23 protein-coding genes and 1 pseudogene are annotated in these 24,044 nt (G+C 70.0%); 10 read left to right on the forward strand and 14 right to left on the reverse strand.

Going from position 1 to position 24,044, the window contains the following annotated elements; translation table 11 throughout:
• Positions 1-9: 9 nt before the first annotated feature.
• The 3 genes from K8625_RS19925 to K8625_RS19935 all read right to left on the reverse strand — a co-directional run bounded on the left by K8625_RS19925 (position 10) and on the right by K8625_RS19935 (position 4,317).
• Positions 10-1,554, reverse strand: coding sequence for a serine/threonine-protein kinase (locus K8625_RS19925; RefSeq protein WP_223745953.1), 1,545 nt, complete (start codon positions 1,552-1,554; stop codon positions 10-12).
• A 229-nt stretch (positions 1,555-1,783) separates the two neighbouring features.
• Positions 1,784-3,088: a MopE-related protein gene (locus tag K8625_RS19930; RefSeq protein ID WP_223783597.1), complete on the reverse strand. Its 1,305-nt coding sequence runs from the start codon at positions 3,086-3,088 to the stop codon at positions 1,784-1,786.
• Positions 3,089-3,093: 5 nt separating this feature from the next.
• Positions 3,094-4,317, reverse strand: coding sequence for a hypothetical protein (locus K8625_RS19935; RefSeq protein ID WP_223783598.1), 1,224 nt, complete (start codon positions 4,315-4,317; stop codon positions 3,094-3,096).
• A gap of 192 nt (positions 4,318-4,509) precedes the next feature.
• Here K8625_RS19935 and K8625_RS19940 point away from each other — a divergent pair, with 192 nt between their 5' ends.
• Together K8625_RS19940 and K8625_RS19945 are read left to right on the forward strand one after the other, a co-directional pair.
• Positions 4,510-4,950 (forward strand): host attachment protein, encoded by a 441-nt coding sequence (locus tag K8625_RS19940; RefSeq protein ID WP_046711014.1) that lies wholly within the window; start codon positions 4,510-4,512, stop codon positions 4,948-4,950.
• A gap of 56 nt (positions 4,951-5,006) precedes the next feature.
• The gene (locus K8625_RS19945; protein ID WP_223783599.1) at positions 5,007-5,606 is read left to right on the forward strand and encodes an HAD family phosphatase; all 600 of its coding nucleotides are present in this window, start codon (positions 5,007-5,009) and stop codon (positions 5,604-5,606) included.
• Positions 5,607-5,616: 10 nt separating this feature from the next.
• On the opposite strand, the gene K8625_RS19950 is transcribed toward K8625_RS19945, so the two are convergent.
• The 4 genes from K8625_RS19950 to K8625_RS19965 form a co-directional block, all read right to left on the reverse strand.
• Positions 5,617-6,267: a glutathione S-transferase family protein gene (locus tag K8625_RS19950; protein ID WP_223745950.1), complete on the reverse strand. Its 651-nt coding sequence runs from the start codon at positions 6,265-6,267 to the stop codon at positions 5,617-5,619.
• Between the two features lie 41 nt (positions 6,268-6,308).
• On the reverse strand, positions 6,309-6,908 hold the full coding sequence (locus K8625_RS19955) for an adenylate/guanylate cyclase domain-containing protein (protein ID WP_223745949.1): 600 nt from the start codon (positions 6,906-6,908) through the stop codon (positions 6,309-6,311).
• A gap of 294 nt (positions 6,909-7,202) precedes the next feature.
• Positions 7,203-9,593: a serine/threonine-protein kinase gene (locus K8625_RS19960; protein WP_223783600.1), complete on the reverse strand. Its 2,391-nt coding sequence runs from the start codon at positions 9,591-9,593 to the stop codon at positions 7,203-7,205.
• Between the two features lie 201 nt (positions 9,594-9,794).
• Complete coding sequence (locus K8625_RS19965; RefSeq protein ID WP_141330029.1) at positions 9,795-11,873, reverse strand: S46 family peptidase; 2,079 nt, start codon at positions 11,871-11,873, stop codon at positions 9,795-9,797.
• A 107-nt stretch (positions 11,874-11,980) separates the two neighbouring features.
• Between K8625_RS19965 and K8625_RS19970 the strand changes: the two genes are divergently transcribed.
• Positions 11,981-13,123: a triacylglycerol lipase gene (locus K8625_RS19970; RefSeq protein WP_194869405.1), complete on the forward strand. Its 1,143-nt coding sequence runs from the start codon at positions 11,981-11,983 to the stop codon at positions 13,121-13,123.
• Here the strand turns inward: K8625_RS19970 and K8625_RS19975 are convergent.
• Positions 13,098-14,618 (reverse strand): PLP-dependent aminotransferase family protein, encoded by a 1,521-nt coding sequence (locus K8625_RS19975; RefSeq protein ID WP_223783601.1) that lies wholly within the window; start codon positions 14,616-14,618, stop codon positions 13,098-13,100. The genes K8625_RS19970 and K8625_RS19975 overlap by 26 nt on opposite strands.
• Before the next feature lie 123 nt (positions 14,619-14,741).
• Between K8625_RS19975 and K8625_RS19980 the strand changes: the two genes are divergently transcribed.
• Positions 14,742-15,179: a rhodanese-like domain-containing protein gene (locus K8625_RS19980; RefSeq protein WP_223745945.1), complete on the forward strand. Its 438-nt coding sequence runs from the start codon at positions 14,742-14,744 to the stop codon at positions 15,177-15,179.
• Positions 15,180-15,184: 5 nt separating this feature from the next.
• Here the strand turns inward: K8625_RS19980 and K8625_RS19985 are convergent, their stop codons facing one another.
• Positions 15,185-16,282, reverse strand: a complete 1,098-nt coding sequence (locus K8625_RS19985; RefSeq protein ID WP_223783602.1) for a TonB C-terminal domain-containing protein — start codon at positions 16,280-16,282, stop codon at positions 15,185-15,187.
• Positions 16,283-16,538: 256 nt separating this feature from the next.
• Between K8625_RS19985 and dps the strand changes: the two genes are divergently transcribed.
• The 6 genes from dps (at position 16,539) to K8625_RS20015 (ending at position 21,247) form a co-directional block, all read left to right on the forward strand.
• Positions 16,539-17,147 carry a DNA starvation/stationary phase protection protein Dps gene (dps, locus tag K8625_RS19990; protein WP_255510368.1) on the forward strand — a complete coding sequence of 203 codons (609 nt, stop codon included), beginning with the start codon at positions 16,539-16,541 and terminating at the stop codon, positions 17,145-17,147.
• 104 nt (positions 17,148-17,251) lie between these two features.
• Positions 17,252-18,115 (forward strand): SDR family oxidoreductase, encoded by an 864-nt coding sequence (locus K8625_RS19995; RefSeq protein ID WP_223783603.1) that lies wholly within the window; start codon positions 17,252-17,254, stop codon positions 18,113-18,115.
• The gene (locus K8625_RS20000) at positions 18,112-18,729 is read left to right on the forward strand and encodes a glutathione S-transferase family protein (RefSeq protein ID WP_223783604.1); all 618 of its coding nucleotides are present in this window, start codon (positions 18,112-18,114) and stop codon (positions 18,727-18,729) included. The genes K8625_RS19995 and K8625_RS20000 overlap by 4 nt, the downstream gene beginning before the upstream one ends.
• A 58-nt stretch (positions 18,730-18,787) precedes the next feature.
• A complete protein-coding gene (locus K8625_RS20005) occupies positions 18,788-20,230 on the forward strand; it encodes a YdiU family protein (RefSeq protein ID WP_223783605.1) in 1,443 nt (480 codons plus the stop codon).
• Between the two features lie 46 nt (positions 20,231-20,276).
• Positions 20,277-20,825, forward strand: a complete 549-nt coding sequence (locus K8625_RS20010; RefSeq protein WP_223783606.1) for a hypothetical protein — start codon at positions 20,277-20,279, stop codon at positions 20,823-20,825.
• On the forward strand, positions 20,822-21,247 hold the full coding sequence (locus K8625_RS20015) for a B-box zinc finger protein (RefSeq protein ID WP_223783607.1): 426 nt from the start codon (positions 20,822-20,824) through the stop codon (positions 21,245-21,247). The genes K8625_RS20010 and K8625_RS20015 overlap by 4 nt, the downstream gene beginning before the upstream one ends.
• Positions 21,248-21,262: 15 nt before the next feature.
• Here K8625_RS20015 and K8625_RS20020 read toward each other — a convergent pair whose 3' ends face one another.
• The 5 genes and pseudogenes from K8625_RS20020 to K8625_RS20035 all read right to left on the reverse strand — a co-directional run.
• A complete protein-coding gene (locus K8625_RS20020; RefSeq protein ID WP_223783608.1) occupies positions 21,263-21,763 on the reverse strand; it encodes a hypothetical protein in 501 nt (166 codons plus the stop codon).
• 38 nt (positions 21,764-21,801) lie between these two features.
• Positions 21,802-22,374: an imm11 family protein gene (locus K8625_RS20025; RefSeq protein WP_223783609.1), complete on the reverse strand. Its 573-nt coding sequence runs from the start codon at positions 22,372-22,374 to the stop codon at positions 21,802-21,804.
• Between the two features lie 90 nt (positions 22,375-22,464).
• The gene (locus K8625_RS44490) at positions 22,465-22,872 is read right to left on the reverse strand and encodes an integrase core domain-containing protein (protein ID WP_370641934.1); all 408 of its coding nucleotides are present in this window, start codon (positions 22,870-22,872) and stop codon (positions 22,465-22,467) included.
• 181 nt (positions 22,873-23,053) lie between these two features.
• Positions 23,054-23,359, reverse strand: a pseudogene (locus K8625_RS44495) (IS3 family transposase); the annotation flags it as partial.
• A 71-nt stretch (positions 23,360-23,430) separates the two neighbouring features.
• The coding region (locus K8625_RS20035; protein ID WP_223783610.1) for an IS630 family transposase at positions 23,431-24,044 on the reverse strand (614 nt) is incomplete at its 5' end.

Genomic DNA, 24,044 nt, shown 5'->3' on the forward strand with positions numbered 1-24,044 from the left:
AAGCCAGGCCTAACGCCCCGAGGACTCGGCGCTCGCCGAGCGCGCCTTGGTCTTGCGCGAGGCGGCGGCGTCCTGCGACAGCTTCTTCGCGCTCGGCTTCTTGCTCGCGTTCGCCCTCGGCGCGGTGAGCGACTTGGCCAGCGGCACCTCCAGCTCCGTGTGCGAATCCAGCCGCACCGAGCGCTCCGAGGACACGTACCCCGCCAGCTCCACGCGCAGGTGCAGCGGCACCTCGCGGCGCGGCAGCTCGCGCACCAGCGGCGTGACGCCCAGCACCTCACCGGTGTCCGAGCGCACCACCTGCGCGCCCTCCGGGAAGGAGTGCACGGTGAGCCGCACCGCGGGCACCACCACCTGCTCGGGCGCCGCCGCCAGCACCAGGGGCTCCGGCACGCGCTCCGGGGAGACGACGGACTCCGACGCGCTCGGGACGATGACCGGCGCGCTCGATGTCCCGGTGCCGCGCCACACCAGCGCGCCGGCCGCGAGCAACGCCACGACGCCCGCCCCCGCGGCCCACAGGGCGCGGCGACGATGGGGCCCCATCACCACGGGCATCCGCCGCGTGGGCCGCTCCGACGGCTCCAGCGCCGCCACGGCCTCCGGCGACGAGGGCACCTGCACGGGCAACAGCAACAGCCCCGTCGTCACCTCCGCGAGCGTCTGCGGCCGGGCCTCCGGCTCCTTCGCCAGACACCGCATCACCAGCTCCGCGAGCTGGGACGGCAGCGGCTCCCCGGTCGCCAGCTGCGTGGGCAGCGGCGGCGGCGGCTGGGTGATGATCTGCACCACCAGCTGCCCGAAGGCCTCCGCCTGGAAGGGCGGGTGGCCGGTGAGCATCTCGTACAGGATGTTGCCCACCGCGTAGATGTCCGAGCGCGCGTCCACCGTCAGGCCCGCGGCCTGCTCCGGGGACATGTACGCCGGCGTGCCGATGATGGTCCCGTCCAGCGTGCCCGTGGGCGCCGCGCCCTCGGTGGCCAGGTGCTTGGCGACGCCGAAGTCGAGCACCTTCACGAAGTCCGGCTGCCCGGCGCGCTGGGTGAGGAAGAGGTTGTCCGGCTTGATGTCCCGGTGCACCACGCCCACCTGGTGCGCCGCGCCCAACGCCGCGCACACCTGCACCGCGATGCGCTGGATGCGCGCGAGCGACAGGGGCTCCTGCTTCAGGAGCGCGCCCAGGCCCTGCCCGCGCAACAGCTCCATGACGCAATAGACGTGGCCGCCCTCGCCCTCGTCCACGAAGTCGAAGATCTCCACGATGTGCTCGTGGTTGATCTGATTCACCGTGCGGGCTTCCTGGAAGAAGCGCTGCACGAAGCCGCCGTCGCGCGCGTGCTCGGGCTTGAGCACCTTCAAGGCCACCTGGCGCCCCAGCCGCGCGTGACGCGCCTGGAACACCCGGCCCATGGAGCCCTCGCCCAGGAGCGCCTCCAGCTGGTAGCTGCCCAGCTGCGAGCCCTCCCGCAGCTCCACGCCGACACGTTGCTCGCCGCTCACGGGCCCTCCGCGAGAGGACAACAAGGTCTGCGCGAAGAGGTCATCGTTGCCCATGGTGTGAAGAACTCTCCATGCTCAGGCCCAACGGCAACCCACCGCGGCCCCTCTGTCTTCCACGTAACGCCCACGTCCCACGTCCCCAGCGGTGCTCGCGAGACGGAGGTCGACGAAGACCCTGTCCGAACCCCGAACCCCTCCACCCCGCACGGCCCCGACGACACCCCCGCCACTGTCCACTCGTGGACAGGCGCGAGGGCCGGGCATCCAGGCGGGGCGGCGTGGATCACGTGCAGACCCCCGAGCGGCAGACGCCGGCCACGCGGTTGCCATCCACCAGGCGCGAGCAGCGGGAGTTGTTCGGGCAGTCCTGGGTGTCCGCGCAGTCGGTCAGGCCATCCTTGTCGTTGTCGACGAGGTCGTTGCAGCTCACCTCGGCGCAGCGCTTCGACGTGACGCCGCACACGGCGTTCGGCTCACCGGCCACGCACAGCTGGCCGCCGCAGTCGGAGTCCTGGCAGTCGACGCTGGGAGTGTCCGTCGTGCCATCCCCGTCATTGTCGATGCCATCGGTGCAGTTCGCCTCGGCCTTGGCGCTGTTGCGGCACGCGCAGCCCACGCCGCACGACTGGCCGCTGCAGTCCGAGTCAGCGCAGTCCGTCTGGCCGTCCCCGTCGTCGTCCTCGCCGTTGTCGCAGGCGCCCTCGACACAGCTGCCAACGTTGTTACACGAAAGCCCCGGCCCGCACTCCTTGCGCTCGCAGTCGGGGTCCGCGCAGTTGAGCCGGCCGTCGCCGTCCTCGTCGCCGCTGTCCGGCGTGCACAGCGACTCCGTCTTGCGGCCGTCCGTGCACACGCAGCCGGCGCCGCAGGACTTGCCTTCACAGTCGTCGCGGTCCGCGCAGTCGATGCTCCGGTCCTCGTCGTCGTCCTCGCCGTTGCCGCAGTCCGACTCCGTCTGCCGGCCGTTCTCGCAGACGCACCCCACACCGCAGGCCTGCCCATCGCAGTCGTCGCGGTCCGCGCAGTCGGTGGCCCCGTCGCGGTTGTCGTCGATGCCATTGCCGCAGTCGAGCTCGCCGCGCTTCTGGCAGACGCCCTCCACGCAGGTCTGCAGCGCGGTGCACACCGTGCCGCACGTGCCGCAGTTGAACGGGTCCGTGAGACGATTGAAGTCCTCGTCCACCTCGCCGTCGCAGTCGTCATCCACGCCGTTGCAGCGCTCGACGGTGGGCAGCACGTCGCCCACGCACGCCACCGTGCCCTGACGGGTGCAGACGGACTGGCCGTCGCGGCACGCGCCCTTGCCGCGGTTGTCGTCATCGCCCGAGAAGCACGTCGACTCCAGCTCGTCGATGGCGCCGTCGCAGTCGTCGTCCAGGCCGTTGCAGCGCTCCGCGCCCTCCGGCCGGCAACAGTACCGGGGCCCGTCATCGGGCAGCGACGTACAGACGAAGCCCTCGCCGCCGCAGTCCCCGTCCTTCTCACAGGTGTAGGCGGCGTTGTCGGGGAACGTCACCTTGCAGCCCGCCACGCCGGAGAGCAGCAGCACCGCGGTGAGGGCTCGCAGCCAGGATTCGAAGGTCTTCATAAGGCTCAGAAGCTCCCACCGACGACGACGTGCACCGCCGTGGACGCGCCACCCGCGCTCACCGTGCCCACGGGCGCGGCCGGCTCGCTGCGCGACGGAATCACCAGGAGCCACGTCACGCTGCCGGCCGCCACGGCTCCACCGCCGATGAGCAGCCCCGCGGCCAGGTTGGCCTGTGACTTCGCGTCCAGCATCTCCTTGCGCGTCACGTCGATGATGCCGTCCCCGTTGGTGTCCGTGGCCCGCTTCTCCACGTCCTTGGCGCTCATGCTCATCACCGCGCCCGCGCCCGCCACCGCCAGCCCCACCAGCGCCGTGTAGAACGCCGGCCGCTTGTAGATGGGCGTGCTGGCGCCGCCGCGCCGCTTCGACGACACCCGCGCCACGCCGTCCTCGGGCCCCTCCGGCGCCGGGCCGGAGATCTCCATGCGGACCTGGACCTCCTCGCGCGCGCCGGGCTTGAGCACCACCGCCTTCGTGAAGGACGCGTACTCGTCCGCGGACACCTCCAGCTGCACCGTGCCCGGCGCCAGCCGCGCCTCCACGCTGCCCACGCCGAGGATGCGCTCGCCCACCTTCACCACCGCCGTGGGCACGTTGACGCTCACCTTCAAGAGAGCGCGCGGACGCGCCAGCGCCATCATCCGGTTGCCCAGCTTCGTGGCCGCCTCCTTCTGGAAGGCCTCGTCCTTGGGGTTGCGCCCCGACACCACGTCCTCGTGCACCACGCCGCGGTCGCGGTCATACGTCCACGCGCGCAGCGTCCACCCCGCGTCCTCCAGCGACAGCCGCGCCGTCGTCAGCAGGTCCGCGTCCAGCTGCTCCGCCGGCTCCATCATGCACGACGCCTGGGCGCAGCTCAGCGCCGCCTCGTAGCCCGCCTCCAGTCGCTCCCGCGCCTGCTTGGGCGTCGCGGCGAACTCCACCATGCCGGACGACATCGCGCCCTTCGCCAGCTCCCGCAGCCACGCCGACGCCTGCTGCGAGCCCGCGCGCTCCGGCGTCTCCAACCCCAACAGGATGAAGCGCGGCGTCAGCGACACGGCGCTCTCCTCGCCCTCGCGCAAGTCCAGGCCCATGCCCGGCGCCGGCTGCTCCTGGGGCGCGGACTCCGACGACGTCTCGGAGCTGAGGTCCAACCCCAGGCCACCCTGCTCCTGGCTCCTCGCGGGCGGAGCCCAGAGCGCGAGCGCCAGCACGGCGACAGGCAACAACGCGGGAATGCGCATGCCGCCGTTCTACTCCTTTGCCATTCCCAACGGAATGATCGGTCCGGTTCCGAACACCGGAACTCCGGATGTGGGTGTCAAACCCGCGTGACACGCCCGCCTGCCCTGCGCGCGACGGGGGAGCGGCTCGGGACAGGAAGGTTGCCGGGCGCCGCGTGGGTCCTCATCTCCCACCCTAAGGAGGCGTGACACATGGCGGACGCAAAGCTCTGGATTCTCGTGGGGAACGCGAGCCGGGCCCGGCTCTTCGAGACGGACGCGAAGGGGCGCGAGGAGTGGAGTCTGGTCGAGGAGTTCTTCCACGAGGAGAGCCGCGTCAAGAGCGAGCAGCTGCGCGAGCAGCCGGACAACCCCAACGCGGGCACCCTGCACGGTCCTCCCGGGGAGAACGAGCCGCAGGGTCGTCGGGAGCTGGAGCACGACCGCTTCGCGCGCGAGCTGTCCGGCGTGCTCGACAAGGGGCATGACCGCCACGCGTTCGACAAGCTCATCATCGCGGCGCCGCCGGAGTTCCTCGGCAGGTTGCGCAAGGCGCTGAGCACGCGGGTGCGTCAGCGGGTCCTCCTGGACGTGGGCTCGGACTACTCGACGGTGCCCGCGCGGGATTTGCCTGAGCGCGTCCCGCTCCTCTAGCCTCGCCTGCCCTTCTGATGACCGGGCCGCCAGGCGACCCGGTGCGAGGAGCAGGCATGGCGGAGGTGAAGGCGGTCCTCCTGGACCTGGGCAACGTGCTCGTCTTCCACGACAACGCGTTGCTCTTCGCGCGGCTGGGCGCGTGCGCGCGGATGTCCGCCGCGGAGGTCGCCCAGCGGCTGATGGGCGCCGGGTGGACCGAGGCCAACCGGGGCACGCTGGACGCCGAGGGCATCCGCAAGAGCGTGTGCGAAGCGCTGGGCGTCGAGCTGCCCATGGCGGAGTTCGCGCCCCTGTGGAGCAGCCACTTCACCACCCACGAGGCCGTGCTGCCCCGGGTGGAGTCGCTCATCGGCCGGGTGAAGCTGGTGCTGGTGTCCAACACCAACGCGCTGCACGCGGCGTACTTGCGGCCCCGGCTGCCGCTGCTGCAGCGCTTCGACGCGCTGGTGATGAGCTGCGAGGTGGGCTTCGTGAAGCCCGAGCCGGACATCTACCGCATCGCCCTGGAGCGCGCCGGCGTCGAGCCGCGCGAGGCCGCCTTCTTCGACGACCTGCCGGAGTTCGTGGAGGCCGCCGACGCGCTGGGGCTGCGTGGGCAGCTGTTCACCACCGCCGACGCGTTCGACGCGCAGCTCGCCCGGCTGGGGCTGTGAGCCAGCGCGCTCAGTCCTCGTACTTCGCCACGGGCGGCTCGTGCAGTCCGGCCTGGGCCCACTTCTGGAAGGCGGGCTGGGACAGGAGCGTGTCGCGGTACGCGGCGCTCACCGGGTCCAGCGTCACGTCGTAGGTGACGAAGCGCGTGGCCACCGGCGTGTAGAACGCATCCGCGATGCTGAAGCGGCCGAACAGGAACGGCCCGCCCTGACCGAAGCGCGAGCGGCAGTCGTTCCACAGCGCCTGGATGCGGGCGATGTCCTCGGCGACGCCCGGCGCCCGCCCCTGTCCCGGCTTGCGCGCGCGCAGGTTCATCCCCATGTGCTCGCGCAGCCGCGAGAAGCTCGAGTGCATCTCCGCCGTCACCGAGCGCGCCACCGCGCGGGCCTCGCGCGACTCGGGCCACAGCCGGGCCTCCGGGAAGGTCTCCGCCAGGTACTCGCAGATGGCCAGCGAGTCCCAGATGACCAGGTCTCCGTGTCGGAGCGCCGGCACCCGTCCGCTGGGCGAGTGCTGGAGGATGCGGTCCTGGGTCCCTGGCGTGTCCAGGGGGATGACGACCTCCTGGAAGGGCTGCCCGGTATGGCAGAGCGCCAGGTACGGCCGAAGCGACCACGAGGAGTAATTCTTCGAGGCGACGACGAGGGTGAGCTGGGGCATGGCGCGCACCGTAGCGCCAGCGTCCGGTGAATACCCGCGCTTCAGTTCGCCGTGGGCGTGCGACTCAACAGCGAGCGCATCCGGGACAGCCACGGCCGACGGCCGCGATGCTCCCGGGGGTCGATGCGATAGACGGCCACCGGCAGGCGGATGTTCTTCATCTCGCCCCGGCCCAGGCGCACCGGCGGCGACGCCAGCCGGCCTTCCACCTGTCGGGCCACCGACTCGCTGACATAGAGCGTGCCGGGCCTCGCGAGCGCCTCGATGCGCGCGGCCAGGTTGACGCCCTCGCCGAACACGTCGCCGTCGCGGTGCACCACCATGCCCACGTGCACACCCACGCGCAGCACCACGCGGCGCTCGGCGGCCACGGTGCCGTTGTGGGTCTCCAGCTCCCGCTGGAGCGCCAGGCCGAAGTCCACGGCGGACATCCCGCCCTCGAACTCCAACAGGAACCCATCCTCCAGACGCTTCACCTCGCGCCCTCCATGGCGCGGCAGCAGCTCTCGGACCAACGACGCGTGTTCCTCGCGCACCACCTGCTGGAGCGCTTCATCACGCCAGGACTGACGGCTCACGGCCTCGATGCCCGTGAACAGGATGGCCGACAGTTTCCCCGGCTCGGGTGCCTCCACCACCATCGCTCATCTCCCCTCCCCCCGATGCCAACTGTTCGAAAGCCTACTCCAGGACGCGGTCCCAGTCCCCGCCGGGCCCCCCTCACGGCGGAGACCGGACCTCGGACGGCCGCTTGCCCTGGTAGGGCGCTGCCTCGCGAAGCTGAACCATCCTATTCGACACCATCAGGAGAATTCATCTTTAACGCAGCGCAACACCCGTCCGCAGGAGGGCGTGGTGGGTCGTGTCTGGCCAACGACGTGGCGGGTCGGGCGGGGGTCTGACGGATGACAGAGGCGAGCGGGGCTCGCCGGTGCTCACAGGGTGATGCCGTGCTGCTGGCAGTACCTGCGCACCTCGGCCTGCTCGGAGGCGGGGACGCGGAGCCAGACGAAGCGCGCGCTGGAGAGGTCCTTCTGGTGGCAGTGGGCGCGCGCGAGGAGCGCGAAGGAGGCGCCGGTAGCCTGGTCGCGCTGACTGCGGCGGGCCAGCTGGATGGCTTCGCCGGGGTCGCCACGGGCCAGGGCCTCCTCGGCCAGCTCCAGGTCCGTGGGCTTCGTGCCTTGGCCCTCGGGCTTCGCCTTGGCCTCGGGAGATGGAACCACGGAAGACTCCATCTGACCGATGCCCGTCGGGGGTGGCGAGGGGGCCAGCGTGTTCTTCTCCGCGGGAGGCGTGCCCTGGACGAGCCGTGTCTGTGATTCCGTCGCGGGCGGCGGGGCTGGCGCGGCGGGCGCGACCTCGGGCGGCGGCGCGTTCTGGGTGGGCGTCGTCGCCAGCGGGACGTTGGTGGCGGAGCGGTTCTTGTGGGTCACCACGAGGCCCGCGCCCACGAGGGCGACCACGCCGGCCGCGAGCAGCCATCGCCCGTAGCGCCTGCGGCCCACCACCGGGACACCTCCCGAGGGCGAGCGGATCGTCACCGGCTCGGAATCCGAGTCGGGCTCCATGGCAGGCGCGTTCGCGGCGGGAGGTCTCCAAACCTCCAGCGGGACGGCGGGGGTGTCCGGGACGGGAGGCCGGGGGAGCTCGAGTGGAGGGGAAGGCTCCGCGACGGGAGGGCGCGCGACGACTCCGGGCTTCGGAGGGGAGACGCGCACCGACCTGCCGACGAGCCCCGACGCGGGTGCACGCGAGGGATCGACGGAAGGGTTGTCCACGTCCTGCCCCGCGCTGCCCCGCTCGGCATCGGACGACGCCCTCGCGGCTTGAGCCGCCACGCCGCGCGCGGGACGCGTGGAGCCATCACCGCCATGCACCACGGCACCGAGTGGCGCGCGCGCCGGAGCCTCGGCTCCGTTCGCGGCACGTCCCGCGCCCTGCGCCGAAGCCTCCAGGCCACGGCCCGTCGCGACAGGCCCCTGCGCCGAGCGCGCCGACGCATCCGCGCCGTTCGCGTCTCGTCCCGTGCCATGCGCCTCGGCTCCGTTCGCGGCACGTCCCACGAGTCCCGCGCCCTGTGGCGAGCGCGCCGACGCATCCGCGCCGTTCGCGTCTCGTCCCGTGCCATGCGCCGAGCGCGCCGATGCATCCGCGCCGTTCGCCCCGCGTCCCGTTCCATGCGCGGAGGCCGCCACGCCATTCGGGGCGTGTCCGGTGCCCTCCAGCACGGCTCGAGACGAGACCTCCTCGCGAGAAGCCTCCGCCGGCTTCGCGCGCGAAGCCGCGTCCGCCTGCGGCTTCGAGGCCCGCCAGGGCGAGACCACCTGCGTCGCGGGCTTCGACGGCGGCGACGCGATGGGCCGGGGCTGCACGGTCGCCGTCGGCACCTGCGCCGCGGGCCGCACCACCACGGGCGCCGGCGCATCCGGTGACGGCGTCGCCGTGCGCAAGGGCGTCCCCGTCAGCGCGGCGATGAACGCGCTCACGTCCGGGAAGCGGTCCTCCGGGCGCTTCGCCAGCGCCTGCTCGATGGCTCGCACCACGTGCACCGGCGTCTGCGGCGCCACGTCCAGCAGCGGCTCCGGTGGATCATAGACGATGCGGTAGATGAGCTCCGGCAGGATGCCCCCGTCCTTGAAGGGCAGCTTGCGCGCGAGCATCTCGTACACCATGCACCCGAACGAGAAGATGTCCGTCCTCGGGTCCACCTCCCGGTTCTTCCCGGTGGCCTGCTCGGGCGCCATGTACTGCGGCGTGCCCAGCAGGATGGCGTCCTGCGTCTGCACCGTCTTCGAGTCGATGATCTTCGAGATGCCGAAGTCGAGCAGCTTCACGTGCTCCACCGACATCCCCCCGAGCTCCGTGGGCACCAGGAACACGTTGCCGGGCTTCAAGTCCCGGTGCACCACGCCCGCCCCGTGCGCCGCCTGCAGCGCCGAGCCCATCTGCCGCGCGATGGAGAACACCTCCGGCAGCGTCAGCTGCGCGCCCTTGCGGATGCGCCGGGACAGCGGCATCCCCTTCAGGTGCTCCATCACCAAAAACGGCGAGCCGTCCGCCAGCGTGTCGAAGTCGATGACCTCCACGATGTTCGGATGCCCCAGCCGCGAGGCAATCTCCGCCTCCCGCCGGAAGCGCAGGTAGACCTCCTCCCCCAGGCTCGCGTCGTGCCGCAGCACCTTGACCGCCACGTGCCTGCCCGGCAGCCGCAGATGCCGCGCCAGGAAGACGGTCCCCATCCCCCCTCGGCCCAGCACGCCGGAGATCTCATACGTGTCCCGCAGGACCGTACCGAGCGGGATGTCATTCGTTGGCGAGGAGCCCATGGATGAAGCCGGCCTTCACACCGGAAACCTCATTCTATCCTGGAACCCCTGACATGCCTCGGCCAGTCATCAGCCATCCACGCACGTCCCCGCCGAATTTCCGCAGGCACACTGCACCCCGAGGTGCCCTCAGCGAGGACACCTCGGGGTATCGACTTCTCACAGCTTGAGGAAGCCTCGAGGAAGCGTCCTGAATCCAACCTACCTCGCGGGTGGGGCCTCGACGTCGCTGGCTGCCTTCAGCTCGCGCACCACGCGGGCCGCGCCGTAGACGTGCTCCAGCGCGGCGAGGATGCCGTCCCCGTGCACCGCCACGGCGCGGTTCGTCTCCGGGACATAGGCGTAGCGCCCGCCGAGCGAGTGCAGGTTGCCGTCGAAGATGAGCCCCACCACGCGCCCGTCCCGGTCCACCACGGGCGAGCCGGAGTTGCCGCCGATGATGTCGTTGGTGGTGGCCATGTCCAGGGGCGTGGCGTCGGGCACCTTGCCCTTCGCCTTCATCCACGTGTCGGGCAGCTTGAAGGGCTCCTTGCCGGTGTGGCGCGCGTAGGCCCCGCCGAACGTCGTCAGCGACGCCACAGGACGGCCATTCTCCTCCCAGCCCTTCACCTGACCGGGGTTGAGGCGCAGAGTGAAGGTCGCGTCGGGGTAGCCCGAGGTGCCGTACACGGCGAGGTGCGCCTTGGCCAGCCGCTCGCCGTTGCGCTTGAGCACCGCCTCCACCGTGTCCTCGTAGCGCTTGCGCACCTCGCGCGCCGGGCCGTCCACCTTGCGCGCGAACAGCAGCATCGGGTCCTTGGACGCGTCCACCGCGGCCTTGCCACCCTCGAGCAGCGCCTTGCGCGTCTTCACGTCGCCCAGCTTCGTGCCGCGCACCAGCGCGCGGGCCAGCCCCTCGGGGGACTCCGTGCCGAGCACCTCGCGCACGAACGGATCATCCGCGCCCAGGGTCTCCCGCAGCCGGCCCAGGCCGAAGGCGAGCATCGACTCGTCCAGCTCCAGCGCGATGGGCGCGCTCCTGAGCAGCTGCTGACGCAGCGAGGGCAGCTGCGCGTCCGTGTACTCGCGCAGGCGCTCCGCGTTCGGCTTGCCCTGCTCCTCCGACAGACGCACCAGCTGCCGGGCGATGCCGAACAGCTCCGAGCCGTACGCGTCCCCTGCCTCCTTCATGCGGTACTCGGGCAGCATGCGGCGGTACGTGTCGAGCGCCTTCGCCGTCTCCTCCCACGCCCCCGCCGTGGCGGCCTTCACCTGGGGGTTGGCCTCCACGCGCCGGCGCAGCTCCGCCTCGTCCTCGCGCTTCTTCGCGAGCAGCGCAGGGTCCGCGAGCGCCTGGAGCCGGCCGCGCAGGGCCTTCAGCCCGTTCTCCACGCCGCGCAGCCGGGAGCGCGTGGTGCGGAAGCGCTCCGGCGACGTGCTCGCGTACTCCTTCAGCTTGCCGCGCACCTCCGCGAGCATCAGCAGCGTGTAGGGCAGGTTCACGTCGCGCTGGAACTCCAGCTCCGCGACGCTCGCCTTGCGCTCGGTGCCGCCGGGGTGGCCGGAGACGAAGACCAGGTCCCCGTCCTTCGCGCCCGTCTTCGCCCACGGCAGGTAGTCCGGGCTCTTCGCCGGCTGGTCGTCCTTCCACACGCGCAGGAAGGCCACGTCGTAGCCGAAGCGCGGGAAGTTGAAGTTGTCCGGGTCCCCGCCGAACGCCGCCATGGAGAACTCGGGCGCGAACACCAGGCGCACGTCCTGGAAGCGGCGGTACTCGTAGAGGTGATACTTGCCGCCATTGAACAGCGTCACCACGTCACAGCGCACGTCCGTGGACGTGGCGCACGCGGACTCCACCGCGGACATCTCCTTCTTGAGCGCGGTGTTGAAGGCCGCGCCGGACAGGCCCTTGGTCGCCGTGTTCATCCGCTCGGTGACATCCGTCATCTTCACCAGCTGGTTGGCCTCCACCTTGGGGCAGCGCCGCTCCTCGGCGGGCGTGCGGGCCTGGAAGCCCTTGGCCAGCAGGTCCTCCTTCGGCGAGGCCAAGTCCTCGATACATCCTCGGATGCAGTGGTGGTTGGTCATCACCAACCCCTCCGGGGACACGAAGCTGGCGGAGCAGCCGCCCGCCAGACGCACCGAGCCGAGCCGGACCTTGTCCAGCCACGCCTGGGTCGGCGTGAAACCATGGGCCTTCTTCACCGCCTCCACGGGGAAGGCGTCGTAGGTCCACATGCCCTCGTCCGCCACGGCGGGCAGCGACAGGAGCAGGCCAAGTGCGAGCAGTGCACGGTCCACGGGTGTTCATCCTTCTGGAAGTCGAGTGAGAAAGGCGCCGCACAACGCCCGCTCGGCGGCAGCATTCCCGAGGGGAATCACGCGGCGCGTCAGGTATGGTGGAGGCAATGGCCGCGAAGCACCACATCTATCTCGTCCCCGGTTTCTTCGGGTTCATCAATCTGGGCGAGCTCGTCTACTTCGGACACGCGCTCGACTACTTGAAGGCGGAGCTGGCCCGGCGGGGCATGACGGACTCGGAGGTCACCATCGTCCTGTCCCATCCGACGGCGTCCATCCGCACGCGCACCGCGGACCTGCTCAAGGTCGTGCAGGAGACGGCGGGTGGGGACGACGGGCCCATCCACCTGGTGGGGCACTCGACGGGCGGGCTGGACGCGCGGCTGTTCGCGAGCCCCGGCGCGCAGCTGGCGGAGGGGTTGGAGCTGGAGCCGTTCGCACGCAGGGTGCGCTCGGTGGTGACGGTGTCCACGCCGCACGCGGGCACGCCGCTGGCGTCGTTCTTCCTGGGGCTGTTCGGTCAGCGGCTGCTGAAGCTGTTGTCGCTGTTCACGGTGTACGTGCTGCGCTTCGGCCGGCTGCCGTTGCGGGTGGTGTTCCGCTTCGGGCACCTGATGGCGCGCGCGGATGACCAGCTCGGCTGGAAGCAGACGCTGCTGGACCAGCTCTATGACCAGCTCCTGGGGGACTTCTCCTCCGAGCGGCGCGACGCGGTGTCGAAGTTCCTGAGCGACGTGGGCAACGACACGTCGCTGATTCCGCAGCTCACGCCGGAGGGCATCGACCTGTTCAACGCGAGCACCGTGGACCGGCCGGGTGTGCGCTACGGCTCGGTGGTGACGCAGGCCAGGCCGCCTTCGCTGCGCACGCGTGTGTCCGCGGGCCTGGACCCGTACGCGCAGCTCACGCACACCATCTACGCGTTCGTGTATGGACAGACGCAGCGCATGCCGCTGACGGCGCTGCCGTTGCACTCGCCCGCGCAGACGGCGGCGCTGGTGCAGGCGTATGGCGCGATGCCGGGGCCCACGGCGTGTGACGGCATCGTCCCCACGCGCTCACAGGTGTACGGACGCGTGCTCGCGGCGGTGAGAGCGGACCACCTGGATGCCATCGGCCACTTCGACCAGCCCGCGCACCAGCCGCCACACGTGGACTGGCTCATCTCCGGCTCCGGCTTCCGTCGGCCCCAGTTCGAGGCCACCTGGAAGAGCATCACCGACTTCATCTTCGAGGACGAGGCGCGCTGAGGTGAGGTGACGCCTCGCTCTCCGCGAGCAGTGGGACCAGCTCCCGGACGGCGGCGCGGAGGCCGGCGGGACTCGCCCCCGAGAACCCCAGCACCAATCCCTGCTCCCGCTTGCGTCCCAGGTAGAGCGGCGACAGCCGGCGTGCGCCCAGGCGCCTCGCATCCGTCCGCTCGACCAGCGCCAGGTCCTCACACCCGGACGCCAGGAATGCCGTGACATGCATTCCCGCCTCCGCCGCGCCGGGTCGAAGTCTGGGATTGCCTTCACGTCGCAATGCATCCAACAGCGCATCGCGTCGCTCCGAGTAGACCTGCCGCATGTGTCTCAAATGGGTGACGTAGTGGCCCGAGTCCATGAAGTCCGCCATCGCGGCCTGCGGCAGCGTGGGCGTGTGTCCCTCCGTCGAGGCGCGCGCCGCGGTGAAGGGCTCCACCAGCCCCTGGGGCACCACCAGGAAGGCCAGTCGCAGCGACGGGAACATCACCTTGTTGAAGGTGCCCGCGTAGAGCACCCGCCCCGCGGCGTCCATGCCCTGGATGGCCGCCAGCGGACGCGTCGCGTAGCGGAACTCACTGTCGTAGTCGTCCTCGAGCACCCACATCCCCGAGGCTCGCGCGTGCTCCAACAACGCCAGTCGCCTCGGCAGGCTCATCGTCACGCCCAGCGGGTATTGGTGCGAGGGTGTGACGTACGCCAGCCGCGCCCTCGGCGCCCGCGTCCTGCCCGTGTCCACCTGGAGCCCCTGCGCGTCCACCGGCACCGGATGCAGCCGCGCACCCGCAGCGTCGAACGCCACGCGCGCTCCCAGATAGCCCGGCTCCTCCAGCCACACGCCGTCGCCTTCATCCAGGAGCAGCCGCGCCGTCAAATCCAGCGCTTGCTGTGTGCTGGAGAAGACCAGCACCTGACGCCAGGCACAGCGCACGCCGCGCGCGGGCCCCAGGTGCGCCGCGATGGCCTCGCGCAGGGGACGAAAGCCCTCGGGCTCACCGTGGAGCATCCGCTCCGGCCCCCACGCCCTCGCCTGCCTCGCGACGGCGCGCGCCCAGGCCTTCGCCGGAAACAGCTCCAGCGCGGGGAGGCAGGGCGTGAAGGGCCGCACGTCCCGAGGCTCAGGTGGAAGCACGTCACCCGCCATCCGCCGTCCCCGACGGGAGAGCCCATCGCCCCGGGCCCGTGGCGAGCCACCTCGCACTGGGGTGCTTCGGGGCGCGCGTGAATGCTCCGGCAGCGCGACGGTGCTCCCCGAGCCCACGCGCCGCTCCAGGAAGCCCTCGGCGTCGAGCTGCGCGAAGGCCTCCTCCGCCGTGCCTCGCGAGAGCCCCAGCTCCCGGGCGAGCGTGCGCGTGGAGGGCAGCCGGCTCCGAGGTGCCAGCGTCCCCGAGAGGATGGCCTCGCGCAGCCGCTCGTAGAGCCGCCGATGCAGCGGGCCTGTCCCCCGACTCGAGTCCAGCATCAGGAAGGACAGGGGCACGCCCTGGGAGCGCTTCGGCATGGCCCCTCACGTAACCGGGCCTCGTGAAATGGTCCACCCCTGTGCACCGAAGTGGTGCTTTCCCATGGGCCACTTGGAGCGCACTGTTCCGAGCGTCACGGCCCACCCACCAGGAGCCCTCCCATGACCACGCCCTTCTCCTTCGTCCTCGAAGTCCCCGCCGCGTCACCCGAGGAGGCCCGCCGCCACTTCCTCGCGAAGCTCTCCGTGGAGACGGACGCCGCCGACGTGCACCTGGACCTGGAGCGCGGCAAGAAGGGCTTCGTCGTCGTGGACACCCGCTCGCCGGATGCCTACGCGCAGCGCCACATCCCGGGCGCGCGGAACCTCCCCACGCGGAGCATCTCCGAGACCACCACCGCCCACTTGAGCAAGGACGACGTCATCGTCACCTACTGCTGGGGCCCGGGCTGCAACGGCTCCACCCGCGCGGCGGCGAAGCTGGCCGCGCTCGGCTTCCGCGTGAAGGAGATGCTGGGAGGAATCGAGTACTGGGTGAAGGAGGGCTACGCCACCGAGGGCACGGCGCCCCAGGGACAGCCCGTGTACGCGGAGCGCTGAGCCCGTCAGTACACGCCGATGAGGATGACCTTCACGCGCGGGTTGCCCACGTACTCCTCCAGGCGCCAGCGGCTGCGCAGCCCATCCGAGCGGAGCCCATGGCCCGACTCCGGGGGCGCGTCCGCGCTGGCCAGCGCCTCCTTCAGGTGCGCGACGGCCCACTGGTCGAACTTCGGGTCACCCGAGCCCTCCAGCACGCGCAGGTCCACCAGCTCACCTTCACGCGTCTGCCGCACCTCCACCACCGCGGCGAGCGCCAGGATGGGCTCGGTGACATCCACCATGAACATGTTCGCCGCGCGCCCCGCCTCCACGGCCGCCTGCATGCGGTTGCGCTCCTCGAGACGGCGGTCGCGCTTCGTCGCCACGTAGGGCGAGCCCGTCTCACCGAAGCGCTTCACCGCGTCCACCTGCTCGCGCTTCATCCGCGAGGCCAGCACCTTCAGGTCCGGCGACGGCGGGTTCACCAGCTTCTTGGCGAACCGGTCCTGGAGGTTCGTGAAGTAAGGATTCACCGCGCCACTCTCGGCGCGCGCCGAGGCCGCCGCGTCCGCCGCCCAGCCATCCACGCGCGCCTGGGCCTCCTCCGCCTGCTCGCGCGCAATCACGCTCGGGTCCGTCCCCGCGTCGCCGTTGTTGCGCAGCGTCCGCCCAGACTGCGACGGGCCCACCGGCATGCCGCCCACCCAGCCCTTGGGCATCAGTGAAATCGCCGGCCCGCTCGCGCGCGGAGCATCCGCGGGCAGCTCCTCTGAACCGGGCGCGTCCTCCGTCTTCCCGCCACCGGGCGCCTGCGCGACCTGCGAGGGCTCCGTCGACGGCGAGGGCGGCGGCGTGGCGGGCGCTTTCGCGATATCCGTCGGCGGACGCTCCGCCTTGCGCGGGGGCTTCGGCGGTTGCGGCGCGGAGGGGCTCGTCGCCGGAGCGGGCGTGGCCACCTGCCGCGGTGCCTTCATGGGCACGTAGACGATGTCCAGCTCCGTCACCGTCGCCGTCCGCCGCGCGGGCACGGGTCCGCTCATCCGCGACAGCGCCACGAAGAGCGCCGCGTGCAGGAGCAGCGACAGGACGACCGCGATGGACCACGAGGAGCGCCGGGACACACCTGAAGTCTGCCTCCAGTGCCTCCCGAGAAGAAGCACTTCGCCGCTCGAAATGTCCGGCCCCGAGCCCCTACCCGGTCCCTCCCACGACGAAGGGGGCCTGGAGCCGCGTCATCGCGACCCCGTGAGCAGGCCCGTCTTCCAGGGAACCCGGGCGCGCCTCGCGATGCTCACGACGGGGCTGGCCGCCACGTGTCGTCGGGGAGACCGCCCGGTCGGCCGGCCGCTCTGCGGGCGTGATGGGGCGCCATGGCGCATGTGGGAGGTCATCCCCACTCTTCGGAAAGCTTTCTGGAGGGAGCGCCAAACCATGAACTTTCCCAGCCATGTGAATGTCCCCAGTGAGAAGCGTGAGGAGATCATCGACCTGCTCAACACGCTGCTGGCCGACTCCATCGACCTGCACTGGCAGATCAAACAAGCGCACTGGAACATCCGGGGCACGCACTTCTACAGCCGCCACCTGCTGTTCGACGACCTGGCCAAGCACGCGCGCAAGCAGGCCGACGAGTTCGCCGAGCGCGCCGGCACCCTGGGCGGCTACGCCGAGGGCACCATCCGCCTGGCCGCCAAGAACAGCGAGCTGCCCGAGTACGACCTCAAGGCGGTGGAGAGCGAGGACCACCTGAAGGCCCTCGTCGACCGCTTCGCCCGCTACGCGGCCTCCATCCGCGGCGGCATCCAGCGCTGCGACGAGCTGGAGGAGCCCATCACCGTGGACCTGCTCACCCAGGTGCTCGGGGACGTGGAGCTGGACATGTGGTTCCTGGAGAGCCACCTCAACGGCGGCGCGCGCCCGGGCATGCGCCCCGGCAAGGGTGGCCGGGACGCCGGCGCCGAGCCCTCGCGCCCCACCAACGCCTGAGGCCGCGACAAGGGTCCTCCCTTCCACACGGGCCCGGCGCTTCCACGAGCGTCCGGGCCCGCGTCGGCATATAGAAGGCGTCCTCGAAATCCTGGGGACGTCACATGAGCGCCGAGACACGGATGGACGGGAAGGTGTGCCTCATCACCGGGGCCACCGGCGGTATCGGCCTGGAGACCTCGAAGGCCCTGGCCCGGTTGGGCGCCACCGTGGTGCTCGTGGGCCGTGACGCCACCCGCACCCAGGCCGCCGTGGTCGCCGTCAAGGCGGAGGCGCCGGACGCCCGGGTCGACTTCATCCTCGCGGACCTGAGCTCGATGTCCGCCGTGCGCGCGCTGGCGAAGGTGTTCCTCTCGCGCTACTCGCGGCTGGATGTGCTGGTGAACAACGCGGGGCTCATCATCGACCGGCGACAGGTGACGGTGGATGGGCTGGAGGCGACGTTCGCCACGAATCATCTGGCGCCCTTCCTGCTCACGAACCTCCTGCTGGACACGCTCAAGGCCAGCGGCGCCGCGCGGGTCATCAACCTGTCGTCGGACGTGCACTACATCGGCAAGCTGGACTTCGACGACCTGCAGAGCGAGCGCCGCTATGACGGCTTCCGCGTCTACGCCACGTCGAAGCTGGCCAACGTCCTGTTCACGCACGCCTTGGCGAAGCGGCTGGAGGGCACGGCCGTGACGACGAACGCGGTGCACCCGGGCGTGGTGCGCTCGGGCTTCGGGCACAACACGCTGGGCTTCTTCAAGTGGATCGTGAAGCTGGGCGGGCCGTTCTTCCTGTCGCCGGCCGGCGGCGCCAGGACGTCCATCTACCTGGCCACCTCGCCCGACGTGGAGAAGGTCTCCGGGAAGTACTTCGTCCGACGCAAGAAGAGGAAGCCGTCCGCGGCCGCGCGGGACGACGCCCTCGCAGAGCAACTCTGGCGCGAAAGCGCGCGGCTCACGGGAGTCAGCACACCATGATTGACCTGTACACGTTCGCCACGCCCAACGGGCGCAAGGTCTCCATCGCCCTGGAGGAGCTGGGGCTGCCCTACACCGCGAAGTCGGTGGACATCTCCAAGGGCGAGCAGTTCAAGCCCGAGTTCCTGGCCATCAATCCCAACAACAAGATTCCGGCCATCGTCGACACCGAGGGGCCGGGCGGCCAGCCCATCACCGTCTTCGAGTCGGGCGCCATCCTGCTGTACCTGGCGGAGAAGACGGGGAAGCTGATGCCCTCGGACCTGCGCGGCAAGGCGCAGGTGACGCAGTGGCTGATGTTCCAGATGGGCGGCGTGGGCCCCATGTTCGGGCAGCTCAACCACTTCGCGCGCTTCCACTCCTCGAAGATTCCCTACGCCATCGACCGGTACACGCAGGAGTCGAAGCGACTGCTCAAGGTGCTCGACGGGCAGCTCGGCAAGGGGGACTACGTCGCGGGGGCGTACTCCATCGCGGACATCTCGCTGTACCCGTGGGTGGCGGGCATGCAGAGCTACTTCCCGGAGCTGTTCGCGGGCCTGACGCGCGTGCCGCAGTGGCTCGCGCGCGTGGGCAGCCGCCCCGCCGTGCAGCGGGGCATGAAGGTTCCCTGAGTCGTCCTCCCGGGATGCGGCCGGACGACGGCCGCGTCCCCGCTTGTTGTCCTCCGTCATGCCCACGCTCGAACAACTCGTCTTCGACAACACCTACGCCCGCCTGCCGTCTGGATTTGGAGCGAGGGTGGCGCCCCGCGCCTTCCCGAACGCCCGGCTGTTGAGCGTGAACCCCTCGGCGATGCGGCTCTTGGGGTTGGAGCCGGAAGAGGCTCGGCGGCCTGAGTTCGTCGAGGTCTTCGGCGGTGGCAGGCCGCTGCCGGGCATGGAGCCCTTCGCCATGGTGTACGCCGGGCATCAGTTCGGCGTGTATGTGCCTCGACTGGGAGACGGGCGCGCGCTGCTGTTGGGCGAGGTGCGCACGGCGGACGGGGCGAAGTGGGATTTGCACCTGAAGGGCGGCGGGCCCACGCCGTTCTCGCGGGGTGGGGATGGGCGCGCGGTGCTGCGCTCGTCCATCCGTGAGTACCTGTGCGGTGAGGCGATGCACGGGCTGGGCATCCCGACCACGCGGACGTTGTGTCTGATTGGAGGGGATGAGCCGGTGTACCGCGAGGAGGTGGAGACCGGCGCGATGATTGTGCGGATGGCGCCCTCGCACGTGCGCTTCGGGACGTTCGAGTACTTCCACTACACGGAGCAGCCCGAGCAGGTGGCGCGGCTGGCGGACCACGTCATCGACGGGCACTTCCCGCACCTGTCCGGGGTGGAGGGGCGGTATGCGCGGTTCTACGCGGAGGTGGTGGAGCGCACGGCGCGGCTGGTGGCGCGATGGCAGGCGGTGGGCTTCGCGCACGGGGTGATGAACACGGACAACATGTCCATCCTGGGGCTCACGCTGGACTATGGGCCGTTTGGGTTCCTGGATGACTTCGAGCCGGGGTTCATCTGCAACCATTCGGACCACCGGGGCCGGTATGCGTTCGACCAGCAGCCGCGCATCGCGATGTGGAACCTGGCGTGTCTGGGTGAGGCGCTGCTGACGCTGATGACCGAGGACGAGGCCCGCGCGGCGCTGGCCACGTTCGAGCCGACGTTCAGCGGGCAGTTCCTGTCCTCGATGCGCCAGAAGCTGGGGCTCCAGGAGGCGCGCGAGGAGGACCGGGCGCTCGTGGGGGATTTGTTCTCGGTGATGGCCGAGGCGGCGGTGGACTACACGCGCTTCTTCCGGGCACTCGGGCGGGAGGAGGACGCGGCGGTGATGTTCGCGGACCGCGTGCCGTTCGAGGCGTGGGCGGAGCGCTACCGGGCGCGGCTGGCGGCGGAGGGGAGCGTGGACGAGGAGCGCCGGGGGCGGATGGAACGGGTGAATCCGCGGTACGTGCTGCGCAACTGGATGGCGCAGGCGGCCATCGAGCGGGCGCGGCAGGGGGACTATTCGGAGGTCGTGCGGTTGCTGTCCGCACTGGCGGACCCCTTCACCCAGCGCCCCGAGTACGAGGAGTACACGGTGGCGCCGCCGGCCTGGGGCCGGCACCTGGTGGTGAGCTGCAGCTCTTGAGGGGCTGGCTGGTGTTCGAGGGAAGCGGTGGATTAGAAGGACGGCCATGCGTCAGGTCGTCATTCCCAAGAACGAGCTCAGTGAGTTCGATTTGCCCCGGGTGTGCGTCATCACGGGGCAGACGGAAGGCATCACGTTCCAGCCGGTGAAGTTCTCGTGGTATCCGCGCTGGCTGCTCATCTTCGTGCCGTTCGCGGCGCTCATCGTGCTGCTGGTGGCGATGCTGCTGACGAAGCGGGCGCAGGGGACGCTGCCGTTCAGCGAGGAGGGCTGGGCGCAGTGGAAGCGCGCGAAGCTCGTCTTCGGGTTGTCGTTCCTGGGGACCATCGCCGTGTTGTGCGGCGCCATCTTCGCGTTCGCCGGGAACACGCAGACCAGGAGCTACCTGATGGTGGGGGTCCTGGTGGCGGTGCTCATCCCGGTGGTGGCGTACTCCGCGGTGGTGCAGGGGAAGGTGCCGCAGGTGGTGCGCATCGACAATCGGGAGGTCACGTTGCGGCTTCCCAGCGACGAGGCGGCGTCCGCCATCCTGAGGCATCTGCAGGCGGGACAGGCCTCGCGGGCGATGCCGGCGCGTGAGGTGCGCTCGGCATGAGCGTGGAGGCACCGCCGGAGGGAGCGAGCTGCGCGGCGCATCCGGAGGCCGCGGCGAGCTGGGTGTGTCTGCGCTGTGGCACGTTCATCTGCCCGGCGTGTGAGCGTCGGGTGCGGCCGGAGGCCCGGCCCATGTGTCCGACGTGCTGGGATTTGCGCTCGCGCGTCGTGCCGGCGGCAGAGGGCACCAGCAAGTCGACGGTCATCACGGGCTTCGTTCTGGGCGTGCTGTCACTACTCCCCTTCTGCTTCATCCTGCAGGCGGGCGCGGTGATCATGAACCTCGTGATGATGAGCCGCGTGGAGAAGACGCCCGAGCTCGCGAGACTGCGCTGGATGCCCATCGCGGGCCTCGCCTGCTCGGGACTTGGCTTCGCCATCACGCTGCTGGTCTGGCTGCTGGGGGGCGACCTGCGGGACTGAGCGACGAGGCGACGCTCATGCCCCCGTCGCGAGCTCGTCGAGCATGACGAGACGGTCTGGGGTGCGCTCTATCACCTCAAGCACCTCCCTTGCCGCCGCGGCCTCTCCTTCCACCAGCTCCCGATAGAGCAACCAGAGGCCTTCTCGGGCGGCGGCTCGGCACTGTTCGCCCAGGTTGCCGTTGCCACGGTCGACTTCGGATTGATGCGATTCGCCTGACGTGAGCTGGAAGAGGAGTTCGAGGATCCCGATTCGAACTGGCATGGGGCGCTTCGCGTCCACGAGCGAGGCCATCAGCACCTGTGTCGTGGCGACCGCCGACTCGAAGAGTTGCCCCTGGACCACGACCTGATTCTCGATGCGCCAGTATGCCGTCTGGATTTCGGAGGGCGCCCGAGCAGAGAACAGGCTCCGAAGCGCGGTTGGAATCGCATCCGCGACTCCCTGGATGACTCGCAAGGACGACCATGGATGCCTTACAAGCTCCATCTCCGCCAGCAGTTCCGCGTTCATCATGTGTCCAAGCTCAGTTCGGGACTCTTGAACTTCGTGGTTCAGACCTCGTCGAACTTCACGCCCAGGGAGCCCATGGATTCCAGAGCGTCCTTGATGGCTTCGTCGACGATGATGGGGATGCTGTATCCCCAGAGTCGAAATGCCCGAGCGACTCCGACCTTGGACTTGTCAATCCTCAGTCCCAGCACGGAGCGGTACTGCCCAGCCTTCTTGGGCATCACGTCCTCCTCCGTGAAGTACTGCACCGACTTGCAGGCGGCATCGTCGATACACCGCCTCTCGGTCCGCACATTGAGGAGGTAGTGAGGTCCAACCTCGTCTCCGACCTCGACCGGAAACAGCTGCACATCCTCGGAGGCCAGGTCCCGGAACACCGATGCCGCTCGCGCTCCAAGAACCGGCGTGAGACCCACTCCCGCAAAATCCATCTCCAAGGAGCACCCGGGACGCGACACGGGGATACGAAGCTTCTCCTGAAGCTCCAAGGAACGCCCTCGCCGGAATTGCCAGATGTCCTCGACCTCCGTCCCCTGGAGGTCCGTCGGGTCGTCGAGATACCAACGGCCCTTCACATAGACATCCAACGTCGCGCTGAAGAAGCGCCGTTCCATGACCTACTCCCGAGCAGCCCCTACAATGAGCTTTCGCAAGTCCGACCCTTTGTACCGCACCGGATTGTTGAAACACCAGGCTGGTCGTAATCAGGCCGATTGCCTCGACTGCATCAAATCTCGCAGGGCCTGCCTCGGAGAGAGGAAGTTGTGACGATCCAGCAGCCAGTGCTCGCTGTAGCGTTGAGCCCAGTCCAGCAGCGCCTGCCGCAGTTCCTCCACGGTGGCGAAGGTGCGCACCCAGAGCAGCTGCTCTTTGAGGATGCGGATGAAGCGCTCGGCGCAGCCGTTGCCCTCGGGGCTACGGACGAAGGACGGACTGGACTCGGCGCCCAAGAAGCGCAGCTCTTTCTGGAATGCGTCGGAGGTGTACTGACTGCCGTTGTCGTGGCGGATGGAAAGCCCCGTGGCCACACCTCGGCCGTACGCAGCGAAGCGAGCCCTGATGCCCTGGCGACTGGGCTCGAGGGCCTCGAAGCGCGTGCCCACCTTCGGCATGGATGCCAACGAACTCGGAGGTACCATGGTCGGCGGCGATGAAGACGGTGGCCTGGCCCTCCAGTGTCGTCATGGTACAGGTGGCATCGGTACCCCACATGACATCGGGCCTGTCGGTGGTAATCGTGCCGTCGTGGTGGCGCGGCCCCAGCGCCCGGCCGGCGCGGCCCGGTGCAAGAAGACCCGCCTGGCGCATCAGCCGCAAGCAGCGGGCCTTCGAGGTGCGTACGTCCTGAGCACGCAGCCGAGCCCATACCTTGCGGTGCCCCTCGCGCAGGAACCGCGAGCGGGCCAGCACGCCGCGGATGGCCTCCAGCAGCGCCTCGTCCGTCAATGCCGTCTTGGGGCCACGCTGGGCCGCTGGGAGGGCCTGGGCCTGACGACGGGCCCGGTGCCGGTAAACCGTGGCACGGGACACGCTCCAGGTGGCTGTCACGAGCGCCAGGCCGTATGGCTTGCCACTGGAAGGCGAGAGCTGGACGCTCATCCTCTCGACTTCCTCCAGGGAAAAACCGGCGCGTTGCCCTCTAAACCAACGATCTCGATTCTCGCACGACGTCAGGAGGCGCGCCTGAGGGCGGCTCGGCGCAGGGATGGACAGGCTGAGCGCTGTGCATTCCGCGCGTCGAGGTAGGCATGTACCCGCACCATGAGCTGGGCCATGGTGCGGCAGCGGTGGTTTCGCGTGACGTTGGCGTGCAGGTCGAGCCACACGCGCTCGATGCGGTTGCCCTGGGGGCAGTAGGGCGGCAGGAAGTGGAGCACGATGCGCTCTTTGAGTTGGACCAGCGCCTTGCGAGTCTTCTGACTGGTGTGGACCGCTGCATTGTCCAGCACGAGGTGGATGCGACGAGCGCGCCGGTATTCCCCCGCCAGCCGCCAGAGCAACTGGATGAAGAGGTCGCTGGCCTTGGATTTGCCCTCCACCCACGTCAGCTTTCCCGTCCGGACATTCAACGCTCCAGCCAGGAAGCGCTTCTGGTTGTTGCCCGGGGTCACTACCACCCGACGCTGCCCCGGAAGACACCAGTCGTGTCCGACCTTGGGGTTGAGATGGATGTCCACCTCATCTACGTGGAGCACGGGCTCTTTCGGGGGTCGTGTCCCTATAAGTGTGTAGTCGGCGAGCAGGGACGAGCGGGAAAGAGGGAAGCTCCTCGGTGAAACCAACC

This window comes from Myxococcus sp. AS-1-15 (assembly GCF_020037055.1).
Lineage (GTDB): Bacteria > Myxococcota > Myxococcia > Myxococcales > Myxococcaceae > Myxococcus > Myxococcus fulvus.

Bases quoted from the DNA above. Each gene is read 5' to 3' on its own strand.
- K8625_RS19925 (WP_223745953.1), bottom strand. From the start codon at position 1,554: ATGGGCAACGATGACCTCTTCGCGCAGACCTTGTTGTCCTCTCGCGGA.
- K8625_RS19930 (WP_223783597.1), bottom strand. From the start codon at position 3,088: ATGAAGACCTTCGAATCCTGGCTGCGAGCCCTCACCGCGGTGCTGCTG.
- K8625_RS19935 (WP_223783598.1), bottom strand. From the start codon at position 4,317: ATGCGCATTCCCGCGTTGTTGCCTGTCGCCGTGCTGGCGCTCGCGCTC.
- K8625_RS19940 (WP_046711014.1), top strand. From the start codon at position 4,510: ATGGCGGACGCAAAGCTCTGGATTCTCGTGGGGAACGCGAGCCGGGCC.
- K8625_RS19945 (WP_223783599.1), top strand. From the start codon at position 5,007: ATGGCGGAGGTGAAGGCGGTCCTCCTGGACCTGGGCAACGTGCTCGTC.
- K8625_RS19950 (WP_223745950.1), bottom strand. From the start codon at position 6,267: ATGCCCCAGCTCACCCTCGTCGTCGCCTCGAAGAATTACTCCTCGTGG.
- K8625_RS19955 (WP_223745949.1), bottom strand. From the start codon at position 6,908: ATGGTGGTGGAGGCACCCGAGCCGGGGAAACTGTCGGCCATCCTGTTC.
- K8625_RS19960 (WP_223783600.1), bottom strand. From the start codon at position 9,593: ATGGGCTCCTCGCCAACGAATGACATCCCGCTCGGTACGGTCCTGCGG.
- K8625_RS19970 (WP_194869405.1), top strand. From the start codon at position 11,981: ATGGCCGCGAAGCACCACATCTATCTCGTCCCCGGTTTCTTCGGGTTC.
- K8625_RS19975 (WP_223783601.1), bottom strand. From the start codon at position 14,618: ATGCCGAAGCGCTCCCAGGGCGTGCCCCTGTCCTTCCTGATGCTGGAC.
- K8625_RS19980 (WP_223745945.1), top strand. From the start codon at position 14,742: ATGACCACGCCCTTCTCCTTCGTCCTCGAAGTCCCCGCCGCGTCACCC.
- dps (WP_255510368.1), top strand. From the start codon at position 16,539: ATGTGGGAGGTCATCCCCACTCTTCGGAAAGCTTTCTGGAGGGAGCGC.
- K8625_RS19995 (WP_223783603.1), top strand. From the start codon at position 17,252: ATGAGCGCCGAGACACGGATGGACGGGAAGGTGTGCCTCATCACCGGG.
- K8625_RS20000 (WP_223783604.1), top strand. From the start codon at position 18,112: ATGATTGACCTGTACACGTTCGCCACGCCCAACGGGCGCAAGGTCTCC.
- K8625_RS20005 (WP_223783605.1), top strand. From the start codon at position 18,788: ATGCCCACGCTCGAACAACTCGTCTTCGACAACACCTACGCCCGCCTG.
- K8625_RS20010 (WP_223783606.1), top strand. From the start codon at position 20,277: ATGCGTCAGGTCGTCATTCCCAAGAACGAGCTCAGTGAGTTCGATTTG.
- K8625_RS20015 (WP_223783607.1), top strand. From the start codon at position 20,822: ATGAGCGTGGAGGCACCGCCGGAGGGAGCGAGCTGCGCGGCGCATCCG.
- K8625_RS20020 (WP_223783608.1), bottom strand. From the start codon at position 21,763: ATGATGAACGCGGAACTGCTGGCGGAGATGGAGCTTGTAAGGCATCCA.
- K8625_RS20025 (WP_223783609.1), bottom strand. From the start codon at position 22,374: ATGGAACGGCGCTTCTTCAGCGCGACGTTGGATGTCTATGTGAAGGGC.
- K8625_RS44490 (WP_370641934.1), bottom strand. From the start codon at position 22,872: ATGCCGAAGGTGGGCACGCGCTTCGAGGCCCTCGAGCCCAGTCGCCAG.